This is a genomic window from Ketobacter sp. MCCC 1A13808 (genome assembly GCF_009746715.1).
GTDB lineage: Bacteria > Pseudomonadota > Gammaproteobacteria > Pseudomonadales > Ketobacteraceae > Ketobacter.
The window spans coordinates 38466-53132 of record NZ_VRKW01000010.1 but is presented as its reverse complement, the minus strand read 5'-3'; the positions used below and the strand labels follow the sequence as shown (position 1 = coordinate 53132).

The following is a 14667-nucleotide window of genomic DNA, read 5'->3' as shown; positions in this document are numbered from 1 at the left end:
GTCAGTGAATCACGCCACCGACTTCGATTACTTTCAACGTGTTGGTGCCGCCATTGACATTGACGTAGTCGCCTTTCGTGAGAATCACTTTATCCCCGGCTTTAACCACATCTAATTCCACCAACAGATCCACGACCCGCTGATTGATTTGCTCCGGGCGAATGTTGGCGCTTTCAAAGTGCACCGTTTGAATGCCCCTGTAAACGGCCATTTTACGCTGACAATAAGCGTGGGGTGTAAAAGCAAATATTGGCAGGCCCGAGCGAATACGCGACATCATTCGGGGTGTTGCGCCGGTTTCTGTCATGGCGATAATCGCTTTCACTCCAGTCAACCGGTTCGCCATAAACATGGCCGCAGAGGCGATGGACTCATCGATTTTGCTGGGGGTTCGGTTGTCCTGCTTCCATTGGTTATCCAGTTGGTCCCGCATTTGATACGACCGTTCCGCGCCGAGTATGATTCGGTCCATTGCCCGCACCGTCGCTTCCGGAAAGTCGCCGGTCGCGGTTTCCGCCGACAGCATCACAGCATCGGTTCCATCCAGCACAGCGTTGGCGACGTCCGATACTTCTGCGCGGGTAGGTTGCGGATTGTTGATCATGGATTCCATCATTTGGGTTGCAGTAATGACGAAGCGGTCCAGATGGCGGGCGCGCCAGGTTATGTGTTTTTGTACCCCGACCAATTCTGCGTCACCGATTTCAATGGCCAGGTCTCCGCGAGCGACCATTACCCCGTCTGATGCGAGAATGATCTGATCCAGGTTGGTGTTATCTGCAACTGCTTCAGCGCGCTCGATTTTTGCGATGATGCCACCTTTGCCGCCGGCTTTTTCGTATAGGGTGCGGGCTTCATTCACATCCGTAGCATCCCGCGGAAAGGACAGAGCCAGGTAATCCACGTTCATGCTGGCGGCGGTTTGTATGTCTTCCAGGTCCTTTTCTGTCAGCGCTTTGGCAGTCAGACCGCCGCCCATCCGGTTCAAGCCTTTATTGTTCGAGAGCACGCCTCCGGCTACGACGGTGCAATGTATCGCGTTGCCTTGAATGTGATTGACCTTCATCTCGATCAAGCCGTCGTTCAGTAGCAGTGTGTCGCCATCACGGCAATCCTGAGGCAGGGCTTTATAGCCCAGGCCTACAGCCGATTCGTTGCCGCTTTCTTCGTCCATGTCGGCATCAAGTATAAACTTGGCGCCATTGTTGAGGGTGACCTTGCCTTCGGTAAAGCGTGCTATGCGGATTTTCGGACCTTGTAAATCAGCCAGGATGGCGATGTTGGTGCCGAGCTTGTCTGCCGTTGCATAAATTCGTTTAGCGACAGTGCGGTGGCCGTCTGCAGAGCCGTGTGAGAAGTTGAGCCGGAATACATTGACCCCGGCTTTGATCAGCGACTCCAGCATTTCTTCGCTGCTGCAGGCGGGACCAACGGTGGCGACTATTTTGGTACGACGAAACATGGAACTTCCCCTCAGGAGCGACTGCTGTGGTAGATGGTAAATAAGGTGTTATCGGTTTCGGGTGCCTCACAGCAGCGCTTCGGCTACTGCTAAAGGCAGAATAGGCCAGATTTGTAATTTAATTCAAGCTCAATAGGCTGATTACAGGGGAAGGAGTGTTAGTAAACATTATGCCGTGGTGTAAGCGGGATTCTCGTTGATTCTAATGCGCCTGCGCTCGCCGTAAATTTCAAGCTTTCAATCGCTGGCGTTATCCGCGGTAGCGGAGCCTTAAAAGTGAAAAGCCGAACCCGCTATGCGAATTCGGCTTTTCTATAAATCTTGTTCAGCAATGCTGAGGATTTATAAAGGTACGATGTTCTCAGCTTGAGGACCTTTCTGGCCCTGAGTCACTGTGAATTCTACCTGTTGGCCTTCAGCCAAGGTTTTGAAGCCAGAGCTTACGATTGCGCTGAAGTGAGCGAAAACGTCCGGGCCAGATTCTTGCTCGATGAAACCAAAACCTTTAGATTCGTTGAACCACTTAACGGTTCCTTTAACTGTATTTGACATTTCAATATCCTGAAATTTTTTACGTAAAATACTTATCCGAAATAGGACAAGCTTGTTGAGCAGAAATGGAGTCTTTTCATTAGAAACTTCAGGACGAGGTAATACAAGTAAAACAACGTAATGGAGATAATACTAACAGGCTTTCTTTCTACCTGGTTGAGGATTCTATACGGGTTCGGGGGAATGTCAAACACTGAATGTATTTATATTCAGGCGTGGCAAGGGTCTGAGAGCAAAACGGGTCTCTGGGTGTCGTCGGCAGAAACGGCGGTTCAGGATCGAAAAGGTCAATTATATTTACTGTTTGTTTTGCTCGTGTGGGCTATTAAGCTTGCCTATTTGGTCTAGACTGACAGTTGATTTAGACAATTATGTGATGGTGCCGCGCCGATGTTTGATGCTTTTTCAGCCAGGGCAGTAACGACGATAGTTTTGCTTTGGTTAGTTAGTAGCGGGCTGCAGGCGGTTCAAGTTGTTAATATTAATAAGGAAAGTTCCGGAATTGTGTTAGGCAAATCCGGCCAGATTCTGGAGGACGCCTCTACCTCTCTCGGCATCGAGGCGCTGTTGAACGGGGGGGCGGTCTGGGTAGCATCGGATTCCAGTAGCCTGAATCCCGGCTTTTCGCATTCAGCCTGGTGGATGCGTTTTACGTTGCTCAATGGCACCGAGACATCACTTAATAAGCTGATCGACACGCAAACCGCAATAGCGGATTACCTGGACATTTATATTGTTCGCAGCTCCGGTGCCATCGAACATTTCGAATCCGGGGACCGCAGGCCATTCAGTACCCGGCCATTGCACACGCGCTCGGTTGTAGTGCCGGTGGAATTCAAACCGGGTGAGATGTTGCAAGTTTATATTCGTCAATCGACCTGGGACGGTCTGCATGAATCCGTTACTCCAAGTTTGTGGGAATCCGAACTTTATTCCAGTCATGTGCAAACCGAAACACTGGCGTTTGGTTTGTGTTATGGCGTTATGCTGGCGATCCTGGTGTATAACCTGTTTATCTATTTTTCCACTCGTGAACACACCATCCCGCTTTATCTTTTCTACGTCACTACTTTTTTTATCTGGAGCATCATTTTCCGTGGATATGCTTTCCAGTATTTATGGCCAGAATCACCCCACCTGAATAATCAGGCAATCGCGTTCTCTTCCTCGCTTATTTATACAACGGTAGGGTGTTTCACTATCCGTTATCTCACGATAAAAGAATTTATGCCGCGCTGGTGGTACCGGAGTATGTGTATCATCACCGGTTTGAATACCGTGGTGGTTTTTATTCCGCTCGCTGGCTTTTATGCTTTGACGTTTGCGTTCCAGATTCCGGTCGGCATTATGCTGGTTTTGTCTGCCTTTGCTTCAGCAATATATTTGATGCCGAAGGGGGTACGCACCGCTTACTATTTTATGCTGGCATTTTTCTGTGTGGGGCTGGGCGCGGCCATGTATTATCTGAAAGTGCTGGGCATATTGGAAGCCAACGCGTTGACTGAATACAGCGTCCAGTTTGGCTCCAGCCTGGAAGTGCTGTTGCTTGCATTGGGATTGGCTGACCACATGAATGTGCTCAAAGCCGAAAAATTAGAAATAGAGCGCAAGGCGCTCGCTACCCAGGAAAAATACACGTTCAAGTTGGAGCAGGATGTGCTGGCGCGCACGCAGCAACTTGAGGCGGCCAATCAACGGCTTGAGAATCTCGCGATTCGTGATGAACTCACCGGTGCCTACAACCGACGGCATTTTAATGAACTGTTTGATCGGGCATTAGCGGTACACATCAGACAAAATACACCGTTTGCCCTGTGCTTGATCGATCTGGATTATTTTAAGGACTATAACGATCTTTGCGGCCATTTGGCCGGAGACGATGTTCTCAGGAAAGTTACGGCGTGTCTGCAGGAGCAGCTCAAGCGTGCTAATGATCACATCTTCAGGCTGAGTGATTTATTCCGCGTCGGTGGAGAGGAGTTTGCGTTAATATTGAGTGTGACGAGACCGGCACAGCGCTGCCAAGATTTTGTAGAGTCAATCCGCGAAGCGATAGAGCAATTGGATATTGAGCATCCGGGGAGTGATAAGAAGGTGGTGACCGCCAGTTTTGGTTTACTAATCCTGGATGATAAATCCGGGCCGGTAACGGCAGAGGAAATCTATTCCAAAGCGGATAAACTGCTTTATCAAGCTAAAAGTAAAGGGCGTAACAGAGTAGTTCACCAATCGTTCTGATGAATGCCATTCCGTCGCCCTTGGGTGGTTATCCGAGACCGGGCACTTAAAGTGCGATGATAGCCGCTGCAAGCACGGCAGCACTATAGACCGCCAGGCCAAGAATATCGTAGGTTTTGAGTGGTGCCGGCGGCACTGGGACCGGTGTTTGGGCGATATGACGTTCCCGCATCGCTAGAAATAAAGGAAAAGCAAAACTAATGGCAATCAGAATACCGGCGAACACGTAGAGCCAGGCGAACTTAATACCCAGCCGGCGACATTCCAAAACCATAAAAACGCTACCGATGAGGGCGTAAAAGAGGATGTCTACAGCCAGAAAATTACCGGATGGCGTGCCGTGGATCAGCGCGTCTTTCCAGAAGTTTATGTTGGCATCGAGGATACCGTTGCCGAGATAAGCTGGCACATGCACCCAGGTGAAGATCAGCGCCAGAATACCGGTGGCGATATAAAAATAGAATAAAAAACGGGACATTTTACTCATGGCGTTGCCTTTGTCGTGCGCATGGATCCAATGGAGTCAGCTTGGCTTCAGTGCAGTTCCGAGTATTGACAGAACCGATCGACCAGAGTCAGGTCTGACAAAGCATTCTGTGCCAACCTATAGTCCAGGTCAAACGGGTGCAGGCCAATGCGTAACGGGGCTCCGCTTTTCCGGGCGCGCTTGATATTAAGGCAGTTAAAAAGGCGCAAGCTGATCGCCCGAAAGGCGTTGTCGGCTTCGTACCCGGTGAGGGGCAACTTGTATTTGTGGCCGCTTTGCAGGTCAGTAACTCCCGCCAGGGTTTCCAGTTGTGCAAATGGCAACGTTTTCCATTGCCGAATACCCAGATTGCCCGCAGCCCAGGCAGGCGGCACATAAAGCGAGGGGCGAGGGAGTCCGTAGTGGTGAAACCAGTTAAAGCAGTCGAGCACTAATTGTCGTAGCTCATGGTGGTTTCGTGAAAGATGCTCAGCGGCATCCCGAGATAAAACCAAGCTGTGTAACAGGTGGTATAAGGTGCGCTTCAACGGCGCCTTGTGGCTCCACCCGTGCCCTGCCAAGGGGTGTCCGGCTTGCGCAAGGGCGTGCAGCCAGGCAAGATCAGACTGACTCCATTGGCGTCCGGGAACAATTAGCAAAGTGATAAAGGGGGGGGTAAGTTGCGGGGCTTGCTGCGCCAGTTTGAGCAGCATTGTTGTGACCTGCTCCCGCGTTTCCGGCATCACGTCGTGGATGCTGACTAAGGCCCGCAAATCGGATTGCTTCGTCGGTCGGAAAGGTTTTTTTGGCATAGCTTACGCTTGCACAGAGGCAAGCCGTCGCAGCAACGCGAAGGTCGGCGAGGGCAGACGCCGTGGCAGGAAGTATCCTTTATTTGCCGTGGTGCCCAATACCGACAACCATTGCTCTATCGCATCGTCATTCAAGGTGCGGGCAGCACCACACCCGTTGGCGGCGATGGTGGATCGCTGTCCGGATGACATTAATCCAATGCGCATTACCGCGTCCTGCAGCGATTCTCCTTGTTGCATTACCAGCAGGCCGCCATTCAATTCTTTCCATTCATTAATACCGCAAGCCGGCGTGGTTAATACCAGACGTTTGCGTGCCATCGCTTCCAGTGCAACAGTACCGAATGCTTCAACCGCTGACGGCAAAATCAGCAAGTCGTGCTGATCCACCTGCTCACAAACTTTCTGCCTTGGGCACCAGCCCAGAAAAGTGAGATTGGGTAATCGTCCGACTTCTTTTTGCACCAGGTTTCTGAGTGGGCCGTCACCGGCAATTGTGAATTGCAAATCCTCACGGGCTTCGGCCAGTGCAAGAAAATGATCCAGATTTTTTTCTGCCGCCAGGCGACCCACAAATAAAATTCGGTTGATCGTACTGCGGGGTTCACTTAACGGCGTGTCGATGAATTCTGCTCCGAGGGTTGTGCCCACTAAGTGCGGCCGGGGTATACCCATACTGCGAAGCTGACTCACCATGCCTTTATTGACGGTGGCAACCGTTGCGCTTCCGCTTATCATAAATTGATTGGTCCAGCGCAGCATCAGTTGGGCAAACTGCCCGGTAAGTCCTTTCCAGTAAAGATCAACTAAACGGGCATAATCGGTTTGATGCGTCATACACACCGGGATTCCCAGTTTGGAGGCCAACCAAAACCCGGCAAGCGCAAAAATTCCGGGGCCGGGCACTACAATAACGTGGGGCCGCATTTCCACAGCCAGCAGGGTCAGTTTGCGCATGCGCGGCAGGTACACCCGCTGAGTTGCATCGCCCGGCATAGCGATTGATGCTCCCTGACAAATATGCGGGTCGTGTATATCCGGTGCGACGAGCTCGACCCGTTCCACCCGCGTTCTCAGGTGAGTGACTAAATCCTGGAAATAGGTGCCAACCCCATTGCGTCCCTGGATTGCATCAACAATAAATAGTATTCGCAGTTCTGATCGTATCATCATGGCAAGTATCCGGATTTCTTGTTGAGGTTTTGTGACGGTTGCAAGCCATCATGTTTCAAATTGTTCCGGCTGCGGATAACCCAGATCCCGGTAAACAAATTCAAAGCGGACACACAAGTCCTGAGCTGAAATACCCAGTGCACTGCCTCGGTAGTGGTGAGCGCTGCGATATGCTTTTGCCTGGGTGTCTTCTTCAGCAAGCCACCGCCTATAGTGCTCCGTCAGGGGCAAATGAAACCGCTTGTATAGTGCGGTTACCGTGGCCGAAGGCGCTCCCGCCAGCTGCTCCATTCGCACAAACCCGTGCCGGTCCGGACCTACATCGGATAAATTGCTGAGTAAATGGGAGTAATAAAATCGTAACATCGCCACCAAATTGTCACACCACCAGGCTTTGTTAACGCTGCCGCTAAACATTCGCGCGCCGATTAATATTGAACTGACTTGCGAGGGCACGGCCTGGTCCGGCGTTCGCAGGCAGGCAATAAAGCGGGCATCGGGAAAGGCCGTGGCCAGAGTTTGAAATAAAGGAGTGAAGCTGGGGTTTTTGCAAAGGTAGGTAGCTTCACTTTTATGCCAGTGCTTTTGAACATACAGGTGTCGTTGAACGAGCCTGCGGTAATATCGCATCAGGGAATCCCGCTCCTGGGCAGATGCGTCGCGATCAAAATACGCCAAACGCATTAACGCCGGATCACCGAATGGCAGAATTAAAAGAAAGCAATGTAAGGCCGGAATCAACCCAAGGTAATCTTCTTCCGGTTGTTCCAAACCGGTGCTGTGAATACCATCCAGGCCGGCAAATAACTGCCGTTGAAGTCGAACAAGGAGAGTATGAACCGGTGCGCCCAAAGTGCGATCCAGGGTGGACAGGGCTAATCCTATTAAGCGCTGGACAATGGATGGTGCAAAGATTAATTGTTGCAGCGTCATGGTCGTAAAGTGCTGTTGGTCTCCTGCCAGTAAACGGTGGAGAAAAGTGGTGCCGCTTCGGGGAATACCGATTACCATCCAGGGGCGCGAAATGGTGACGTGTTTGAAGCCCGGGAAAAGCAGGTGATCCAGGCAAAGACAAAGACTCGTGATGATGAGATAGCAAAGAAAGATCGGCCAGAACGCCAGCATGACCACAAGCCGTTGTAATGACAGTTTGGGGTAAGGGCCTGATCGATGGGGGACAAAGCTGAACCATAGGAGCCTTGGTAATCGTGCCAATACGCTCCAGACCATAATCGTTCCCCTGTCGGTCAAATCTCGGTGACCAGGATGCGGCAAAACCGAGACAGTTTTATGACAGGGTTGCGCTGTGCTACATTGCCAGCAGGATTGAGGGTGCGAGGGAGGATGGCGTACGCGATGGCTTGCGTAAATTCGGCAACGAAAAAGGTTTTTTATTCCGAATTTTATTGACGCCACCGCGTTCGTGGTCTGTTCTGTTATATAGACTTCAGCAATAGGGCATGGCCCAGAACCAGAAAGGCGATCCTGATACCGAAGGAAATGAATATGCCGATACTCCATATAAAGCACATGCAGGTGTTAAAAGCCCTGATCCGGCAGTTGCAGTTTACGGGGATATGTCTTGCAGGGTTGTTATTGTTGTCCGCTTGCAGCGATGAAGAAAAATCCATAGCAGAGGAACCTTTTCAGCAGCAATTCTCTGAATACAATGCCGATAGTTGGAAGAACCGTATTCCGGACACCTGCACACGATTCTTTGATGGCTGTAATCAGTGTCGGCGGGCCGCCGGTTCAATGGATGCTGCGTGTACACGTAAAGCCTGTGAACAGTATATGGAACCAACGTGCCTTGATGATGAGATGAAGCCGGCAGCTTCAGCGGTTTCCATGATGCCCCAGAAAATAGATTACCTTTGTGATGGAAATAATCAGTTCAGCATTTATTACGGTACTTACATTTCCGGTGATCAGCGGATAAAGCTGACAGCGGATGATGTGGTTTTTTCTGATCGCCAAACTCTGACTGCGGATAAGTTGACGCGTAAGGCTTTGGGTTCCGGTGAGTTTTTCTCAAATGGAAAAATAGCCTTCTTGTCGCAGGGCGATGAAGCGCAAATCACGCTGGAAAATGAGCTGCTCTATACGGCTTGCAAAATACAGAAGCCAGAAGAATAAATCAGTGACCACCGTAACGTAAAAAGCCCTCACAGCGAGGGCTTTTTACGTTACGGCTTCTGGTTTTCAGTTCCGGGCAATATTAGTCGCCGCGTAATTTCGACAGCAAACGCAACATTTCCAGATATAACCAAACCAGCGTTACGACCAGGCCGAAGGCACCATACCATTCCATGAATTTGGGGGCTCCTTGCTCCACTCCGGCTTCGATGAAATCAAAATCCAGCACCAGGTTGAGTGCAGCAACGGTGACCACCACCAGACTGAAAATAATGCCGAAGGTACCGCCTTCATGGATAAAGCCGATGGGCATATCGAACAGGCTAAGCACCATGTTGACGATGTACAGAAGAAAAATGGCGCCGGTGGCGGCAGTGATGCCCAGCTTGAAATTTTCGGTGGCTTTGATCAGGCCGGTTTTGTAGGCAAACAATAAGCAGAATAGAGTGCCGAATGTCAGTCCCACTGCCTGAATCACAACGCCTTCGAAACGTACTTCATAGAAAGCAGAAATGCCCCCGACGGCCAGGCCTTCCAGTAGGGCATAGGCAGGCGCGGTGTAGGCTACGTATTGTTTTTTGAACACCGTCACCAACGCCATCACCAGACCGCCGATGATTCCCACCCACATCAACGTCATGATGCTGCTCGGGTCGCCGCCACTTTCAAAGAACCGGCCCCAGGTGTATCCCGCAGTAATCAGTACCAAGGCCAGTAAAATGGCGGTTTTATTGACCGTGCCGGCCAGTGTCATTGGTTCATCTGAAACGCCTAGGCCTTTAAATGTTTTGTCATTTAACGATGGGTTGCCGGATCTCATGGTCTGTCCCTTGGTGTGTGAGGATAGAAATATTAGGTGTGGTCAAAAAGCGATCATTTGCATCGCCAGCACTCAGTTTAATCTTTTATGGGACGCTGTCCAACCGGTTGCGGGGAACCCAAATCACCGTGAGCGGCGCATAGGCCCAAAAGGCGGGGCTAAACGGCCAATATGAAAAGCCGGCCTCCGGAATTTGACTGCTTACTCACAAACGCAAGTGAAGCAAATTGACTCGGATACGGCGCGATATTAGGTTGGCTGCGAGCCATCAGATCATGGCTCCGGGGGAGTAAAAACGATCCATGTATTCGATATCTTGGTCACAAAGTGGTTTCTCCTGCCCAAATGATTTTTAAGGAGTGCATGATGTTAGGATCCATTTCCAGGTTTGCTGCGATCGCCGGTTTCACTGTTATTTCCAGTACCGCGTTTTCCTATAATGCGCCGGGCACAGGGGGCGCCGGTGGGGGTTATGATTCAAATGGCCCCTATGCAACAACGACGACAAGTGCGAGTGGTTGTTCAATTTATCGACCGCGTAATTTGGGTGAAGGCGGAATGAAGCACCCGATCATTCTCTGGGGTAATGGCACCGGAACGACCCCGTCCGGATACAGCGCCTTGCTATCGCATTGGGCCAGTCACGGTTTTGTGGTAGCGGCGGCCTCTACCACGAATGCGGCTTCCGGTGAGGAAATGTTGTCTTGCCTGGACTATTTGCAGCAACAAAATAGCGGCAGTGGTACATTCGCAGGCAAACTGGATCTGGGTCATGTTGGCTCCTCTGGTCACTCCCAAGGGGGTGGCGGTTCCATTATGGTCGGCCGGGATGCGCGCATTAAGGCGACTGCACCAATGCAGCCTTACACATTGCCTTTCCTGGGTCATAACACGTCAGCAAATGGGGCTCAGAACGGACCGATGCTGCTAATGTCCGGTAGTGCTGACACAATTGCAGCCCCGGCGCAAAATCAGGACAATGTTTTCCGCGCTGCAAACGTACCGGTATTTCATGCCACTGCACAGGGTGCCAGCCACTTTGAAGCGGGTTATACCGGTGGCGCATTCCAGGGCCCTTCTACAGCCTGGTTTAAATTACATCTGATGGACGATCAGGAAGCGCGTTCAATGTTCTACGGTGCTGACTGCACCCTGTGCACCAGTTCAAGCTGGTCAGTTAAGAAAAAGAATATGGATTAGGGTCGCGCGACGGTATGAAAAGCGGCTCTTGCAGCCGCTTTTTTGTGCCTGCCGCTTACCCCATGTAGGTTAGGGGAACGCCAGATATATACGGATGCAGATAAATGAGAGCCAGGTAAACAACCGTTCCGATCACGATCAGAATAAGATCCGCTTTTAATGGCGGTGCATTGGGACGTAGCCATTGACCGTCGCGGCGGTTAATCGAATACATCTGTACAACAGCCCAGACTAACATTGAACCGAATAACGTGACCGAACGGGTGTCACCGTTGGCCAGCAGGTGGGCAACGGACCACAATACGACGCCGAGCAATTGTGGATGCCGGATTACCCGTTTAATGTGGGTAGGCAATTTGGCAGAAACGAACAAAATGGCTGCCAACCACATCGTGAGTAATGCAATAAGATTGACGGTGATAGGCAGCGCATAGATGTAGCCCGGGATCGCTGTACGCCACCCCATCACAATGAGTACCAACGCCAGTACCAGTAACATCGAAAAGCTCGCCATATAGCCGTTCTGTCCCAATGCCTGTTTCCATCTCCTTTTAATGCCGGGGGCGAAAGACGGGATGAGGTGAACCCCGATCCACAGAACGATTCCCATGTGCATTAATACCATATGCTTGTTCCCTATTGTGCTGACGCGAGACTGGTGAGCACCAGTGTGACCAGCCTGGATAGTTGCTTGACGCCCATTTTGACAAACGTGGGTCGCAAATGCGCTCCAACCCTGTTCTTTTTGATCTACAGCCCGTTGGCGACTTGATCTGATGTGTGGCCCTTTGCCAACAGTATAGCAATGGTGGCTTCAGACATAGTGAGTTGATACAGCTCCATCAGGGTACGCGCTGAGAAATCCAGGTTTTTCTCTGGATCCTGAACTAATAGAGTGACCTATGAGGTAGCGTACGATTCGTCGTGCCGCGCCACGGGCATGGGTTTAATTATCCGTTGATAGGGCGGCTTACTGTTGTTATCAATCAGAAGAACGGTTAATTTCTCCTTAAAGACTATCGCCGGTGCTTTCTTAGAAAACCGTTACCGTTGTTGCCGAATTTGTAAAGCTTGTGTCGTTTATGGTCTGAAAATTGATCATGTTGCTGGTGGGGCTTGCCATTGCAGAAGCTTTCCGGGGGGGGGCGCGCTCGAAGGTTTCAGAACTAATCGCGTTGGTGGCGCCGTGCAGAGTCTTTACTGTCGGGATTGTGGATAGCACCCCCTAATTCGGATATTCTATAGTCGTCTGTCGCCTACTTTTGGCGAAATAACACCACTTCAATCCAAGGCTTGCTTGCTCTTAGTTCAACCAGATAAACTTGCATGTCAAAAGTAAAATTGCCTTTCTCTAATTGGAAGGCGCTGGCGGAACCCCCCCAAGAATGAAGCGAATTATGTTTATTTCACCCTATGCCGGGCGCGCAGGAGCTGAAATCTATCTGTACAGATTTCTGAAAAATTATGATGCACGGCAGTTTCAGGTGATGGTCGTGACTGAGAAATATTCGCCGCTATTTGCTTCTCTCGAACCCAAAATCCTTTATACCCACATGAAAAAGCGCTCCCTACTTGCGGAGACAAAAAAAGCCTTGCGCCTAATCTCGAGCAAACTCAAGAATCGCGATAAACCACACAGTTTTGGCTTGTTTATAGAGGAGGTTCATCGGCAGTTTCAGCCAGATGAATGGGTGTTAAATTCGATTTTGATGCAAAAAGTCATGCCCTCGGTTTTGTGCATGAAAGTAGATGCAACGTTGATTGTTCATGAGATGCCATCTGCCTATTCATTTATATCGATCCAAAGCATGCAAACAATGCTAACTCACTGCAAGCGTATAATTACCAATTCCAGCTCTGCGGGGAATGCGATCTCAATCATGGGAAGAAGTGATGTAAAGATACAGCCGTGTTTTTATGACGCTGATGAAATAAAATTAAGGCAACCCCGCAGCAAAATCAGATCAGATCTTAAAATTGATCCAGGCGACTTTGTACTTATTGGCGCGGGATCACTCGATTTTAATAAGGGTGTCGAACTTTTTATGCAGATAAGCGAAATATCTGTCGGCAGACCCTGGAAATTTGTGTGGGTAGGGGGGCAACGTAAAACCGGCTTTAACTACTACCTCGATCGCTTCTATGAAAAACTCAAAGAGAATGGAAATTTAATAATACTGAGTGAAAAAAATGAAGACTATTATGAATACCTGAATATTTGTGACGCGTTTTTGTTAACGTCGTTCAATGAGTCCTTTTCCTTGGTGACTTTGGAAGCGTTGGCATTAGGAAAGCCAGCCGTGGTGTATAATTGCGGAGGGGTCATTGACTTTATGACAGAACAATATGGAAGAGTAGTGGATAGTCGAGACCCGAGTGTCTGGCTGGAAACGATAGATTGGCTAGTGAAAAATTATGAACAGTTTCCGGCGCAGGATTTGAAATCATTAGCAGTTCGCTACTCTACCACAAGCCAAGTGCCAGCATTAACAGCGTTACTGTCTGACCAAGAATATGGCGTTGTTACCTGAAAAACCAGCAAGGATATTCCGTATAAAACCGATTGATGCAAAACAACGTACTGTCGCTGTGTTAGATTTATTTCTGAATGGTAATTCTTCTGGCGCTAGGTTTGACAGGAAATCAACTATTTTACTGGTCGGTTACCCGCTGGTTTTGTTTTTGTTTTTTATTCTCCCTTCTTCAAGCGCAGCGCGTAACTTATTGGTTGTAGTTGCGTTCACTCATTTTTGGTATAACCGCTATCAACTTGTTCAAATAAAAATGCTAGCCACACAAATTACGGTTCTAACCGGGCTGTTGCTGATATCCTATATCACATTCTCTTTATTCTGGAGTACACCGCCTTTTAATCATAATGCAGAAAATCAATTGCGTTATGGCTTTGTTACTTTGCTTTTTTGGGTAGTATCAATTTTATATTTCAACAATAACACACTGGCTCTTAAACATATTTATTGGGTGTTTGGTATGGGTGTCCTGGGAAATTTGCTGGGGGCATGGTTGACCGAATACAGCCTTGATCGTGACGGTCGTTTAACCGGTTATAGCATTCTGAATAATCCTATTATTCTGGGGTCGGTTGCAGTTATTCAGGTGGCTATCGGCGTACACCTTAGATATCGTGCGGGAGTTGATAAAGCGATTGGTGTCGCATTGTTGGTGATAGCGATGATACTGATTATCTTGACTGGTAGTCGGGGCCCACTATTAGCGTTGCTGGCGGTTTTTTTTGTATGGTTCTGGAGTCGTGTTGAGATAAAACCGATATATAAGGTGATGTTGATAATCGCAGTAGGTGGCACCGTTCTGCTTGCAGCCCAGATGACGGGTATACTTGCTGGTTTAATTGAGCGAGGTTTGAGTCTGCGACCTATTATCTGGCATGAAACCCTGTTAGCGAGTCAGCAACATTGGGTGTTCGGGTGGGGTTGGGCGAACGACTTTAACCAGTCGCCTGTGAGCCAGGCAATTTTAGAAATTTCCGGAAATTCTATAATTCATCCACATGGGTTGCTGATTTCCTCGCTGTATTATGGTGGGGTTATCGGGTTGTTTGTGCACGTTGTATTTTTTTACGCAGTTGCACGGGCAGCATTCCAGGCCAGGGACCGTGGGCTGGCACTTGGATTGGTTGCAGCAATATTGCTCTTAACTGCGACGGATACGAATGCGGCTGTGTCCAAACGGGATTTTATGTGGCTCATATTCTGGATTCCTGTGACGATAGTAATTACCCGAACTTTACCTATAGTAGCTCCTCGAAGTGCCTCTTAAGTGTCAAAGC

The 14667-nt window shown here is 49.5% G+C and carries 13 protein-coding genes; 5 read left to right on the top strand and 8 right to left on the bottom strand.

Annotated elements, in window-relative coordinates:
- Position 1: 1 nt before the first annotated feature.
- Both pyk and FT643_RS16770 read right to left on the bottom strand, forming a co-directional pair.
- Positions 2 to 1462, bottom strand: coding sequence for a pyruvate kinase (gene pyk, locus FT643_RS16775; protein WP_156872579.1), 1461 nt, complete (start codon positions 1460 to 1462; stop codon positions 2 to 4).
- 342 nt (positions 1463 to 1804) lie between these two features.
- Positions 1805 to 2014 carry a cold-shock protein gene (locus FT643_RS16770; RefSeq protein ID WP_156872578.1) on the bottom strand — a complete coding sequence of 70 codons (210 nt, stop codon included), beginning with the start codon at positions 2012 to 2014 and terminating at the stop codon, positions 1805 to 1807.
- 390 nt (positions 2015 to 2404) lie between these two features.
- Between FT643_RS16770 and FT643_RS16765 the strand changes: the two genes are divergently transcribed.
- The gene (locus FT643_RS16765) at positions 2405 to 4252 is read left to right on the top strand and encodes a sensor domain-containing diguanylate cyclase (protein ID WP_156872577.1); all 1848 of its coding nucleotides are present in this window, start codon (positions 2405 to 2407) and stop codon (positions 4250 to 4252) included.
- 46 nt (positions 4253 to 4298) lie between these two features.
- Here the strand turns inward: FT643_RS16765 and FT643_RS16760 are convergent, their stop codons facing one another.
- From FT643_RS16760 to FT643_RS16745, 4 genes are read right to left on the bottom strand one after another with little or no spacing between them, the layout of a single operon-like run.
- Positions 4299 to 4730: a DUF2834 domain-containing protein gene (locus FT643_RS16760; protein ID WP_198043630.1), complete on the bottom strand. Its 432-nt coding sequence runs from the start codon at positions 4728 to 4730 to the stop codon at positions 4299 to 4301.
- Between the two features lie 56 nt (positions 4731 to 4786).
- On the bottom strand, positions 4787 to 5530 hold the full coding sequence (locus FT643_RS16755; protein ID WP_156872575.1) for a polysaccharide deacetylase family protein: 744 nt from the start codon (positions 5528 to 5530) through the stop codon (positions 4787 to 4789).
- 3 nt (positions 5531 to 5533) lie between these two features.
- Positions 5534 to 6703, bottom strand: a complete 1170-nt coding sequence (locus FT643_RS16750; RefSeq protein WP_232340283.1) for a glycosyltransferase — start codon at positions 6701 to 6703, stop codon at positions 5534 to 5536.
- A gap of 48 nt (positions 6704 to 6751) precedes the next feature.
- The gene (locus tag FT643_RS16745) at positions 6752 to 7933 is read right to left on the bottom strand and encodes a sulfotransferase family protein (protein WP_198043629.1); all 1182 of its coding nucleotides are present in this window, start codon (positions 7931 to 7933) and stop codon (positions 6752 to 6754) included.
- A 276-nt stretch (positions 7934 to 8209) separates the two neighbouring features.
- On the opposite strand from FT643_RS16745, the gene FT643_RS16740 reads away from it, so the two are divergent.
- Positions 8210 to 8839 (top strand): hypothetical protein, encoded by a 630-nt coding sequence (locus FT643_RS16740; RefSeq protein ID WP_156872573.1) that lies wholly within the window; start codon positions 8210 to 8212, stop codon positions 8837 to 8839.
- Positions 8840 to 8921: 82 nt separating this feature from the next.
- Here the strand turns inward: FT643_RS16740 and FT643_RS16735 are convergent, their stop codons facing one another.
- On the bottom strand, positions 8922 to 9659 hold the full coding sequence (locus tag FT643_RS16735; protein ID WP_156872572.1) for a Bax inhibitor-1/YccA family protein: 738 nt from the start codon (positions 9657 to 9659) through the stop codon (positions 8922 to 8924).
- Between the two features lie 366 nt (positions 9660 to 10025).
- Here FT643_RS16735 and FT643_RS16730 point away from each other — a divergent pair, with 366 nt between their 5' ends.
- Positions 10026 to 10859, top strand: a complete 834-nt coding sequence (locus FT643_RS16730) for a poly(ethylene terephthalate) hydrolase family protein (RefSeq protein ID WP_198043628.1) — start codon at positions 10026 to 10028, stop codon at positions 10857 to 10859.
- A 55-nt stretch (positions 10860 to 10914) separates the two neighbouring features.
- On the opposite strand, the gene FT643_RS16725 is transcribed toward FT643_RS16730, so the two are convergent.
- Positions 10915 to 11484 carry an NnrU family protein gene (locus tag FT643_RS16725; RefSeq protein ID WP_156872570.1) on the bottom strand — a complete coding sequence of 190 codons (570 nt, stop codon included), beginning with the start codon at positions 11482 to 11484 and terminating at the stop codon, positions 10915 to 10917.
- A gap of 760 nt (positions 11485 to 12244) precedes the next feature.
- On the opposite strand from FT643_RS16725, the gene FT643_RS16720 reads away from it, so the two are divergent.
- Complete coding sequence (locus tag FT643_RS16720) at positions 12245 to 13390, top strand: glycosyltransferase family 4 protein (protein ID WP_156872569.1); 1146 nt, start codon at positions 12245 to 12247, stop codon at positions 13388 to 13390.
- The gene (locus tag FT643_RS16715) at positions 13380 to 14657 is read left to right on the top strand and encodes an O-antigen ligase family protein (RefSeq protein WP_198043627.1); all 1278 of its coding nucleotides are present in this window, start codon (positions 13380 to 13382) and stop codon (positions 14655 to 14657) included. Before FT643_RS16720 ends, FT643_RS16715 begins: the two co-directional genes overlap by 11 nt.
- Positions 14658 to 14667 lie beyond the last annotated feature (10 nt).

Coding starts and splice junctions, on each gene's coding strand:
- pyk (WP_156872579.1), bottom strand. CDS start 1,462: ATGTTTCGTCGTACCAAAATAGTCGCCACCGTTGGTCCCGCCTGCAGC.
- FT643_RS16745 (WP_198043629.1), bottom strand. CDS start 7,933: ATGGTCTGGAGCGTATTGGCACGATTACCAAGGCTCCTATGGTTCAGC.
- FT643_RS16735 (WP_156872572.1), bottom strand. CDS start 9,659: ATGAGATCCGGCAACCCATCGTTAAATGACAAAACATTTAAAGGCCTA.
- FT643_RS16765 (WP_156872577.1), top strand. CDS start 2,405: ATGTTTGATGCTTTTTCAGCCAGGGCAGTAACGACGATAGTTTTGCTT.
- FT643_RS16770 (WP_156872578.1), bottom strand. CDS start 2,014: ATGTCAAATACAGTTAAAGGAACCGTTAAGTGGTTCAACGAATCTAAA.
- FT643_RS16755 (WP_156872575.1), bottom strand. CDS start 5,530: ATGCCAAAAAAACCTTTCCGACCGACGAAGCAATCCGATTTGCGGGCC.
- FT643_RS16730 (WP_198043628.1), top strand. CDS start 10,026: ATGTTAGGATCCATTTCCAGGTTTGCTGCGATCGCCGGTTTCACTGTT.
- FT643_RS16760 (WP_198043630.1), bottom strand. CDS start 4,730: ATGTCCCGTTTTTTATTCTATTTTTATATCGCCACCGGTATTCTGGCG.
- FT643_RS16725 (WP_156872570.1), bottom strand. CDS start 11,484: ATGGTATTAATGCACATGGGAATCGTTCTGTGGATCGGGGTTCACCTC.
- FT643_RS16720 (WP_156872569.1), top strand. CDS start 12,245: ATGAAGCGAATTATGTTTATTTCACCCTATGCCGGGCGCGCAGGAGCT.
- FT643_RS16750 (WP_232340283.1), bottom strand. CDS start 6,703: ATGATGATACGATCAGAACTGCGAATACTATTTATTGTTGATGCAATC.
- FT643_RS16740 (WP_156872573.1), top strand. CDS start 8,210: ATGCCGATACTCCATATAAAGCACATGCAGGTGTTAAAAGCCCTGATC.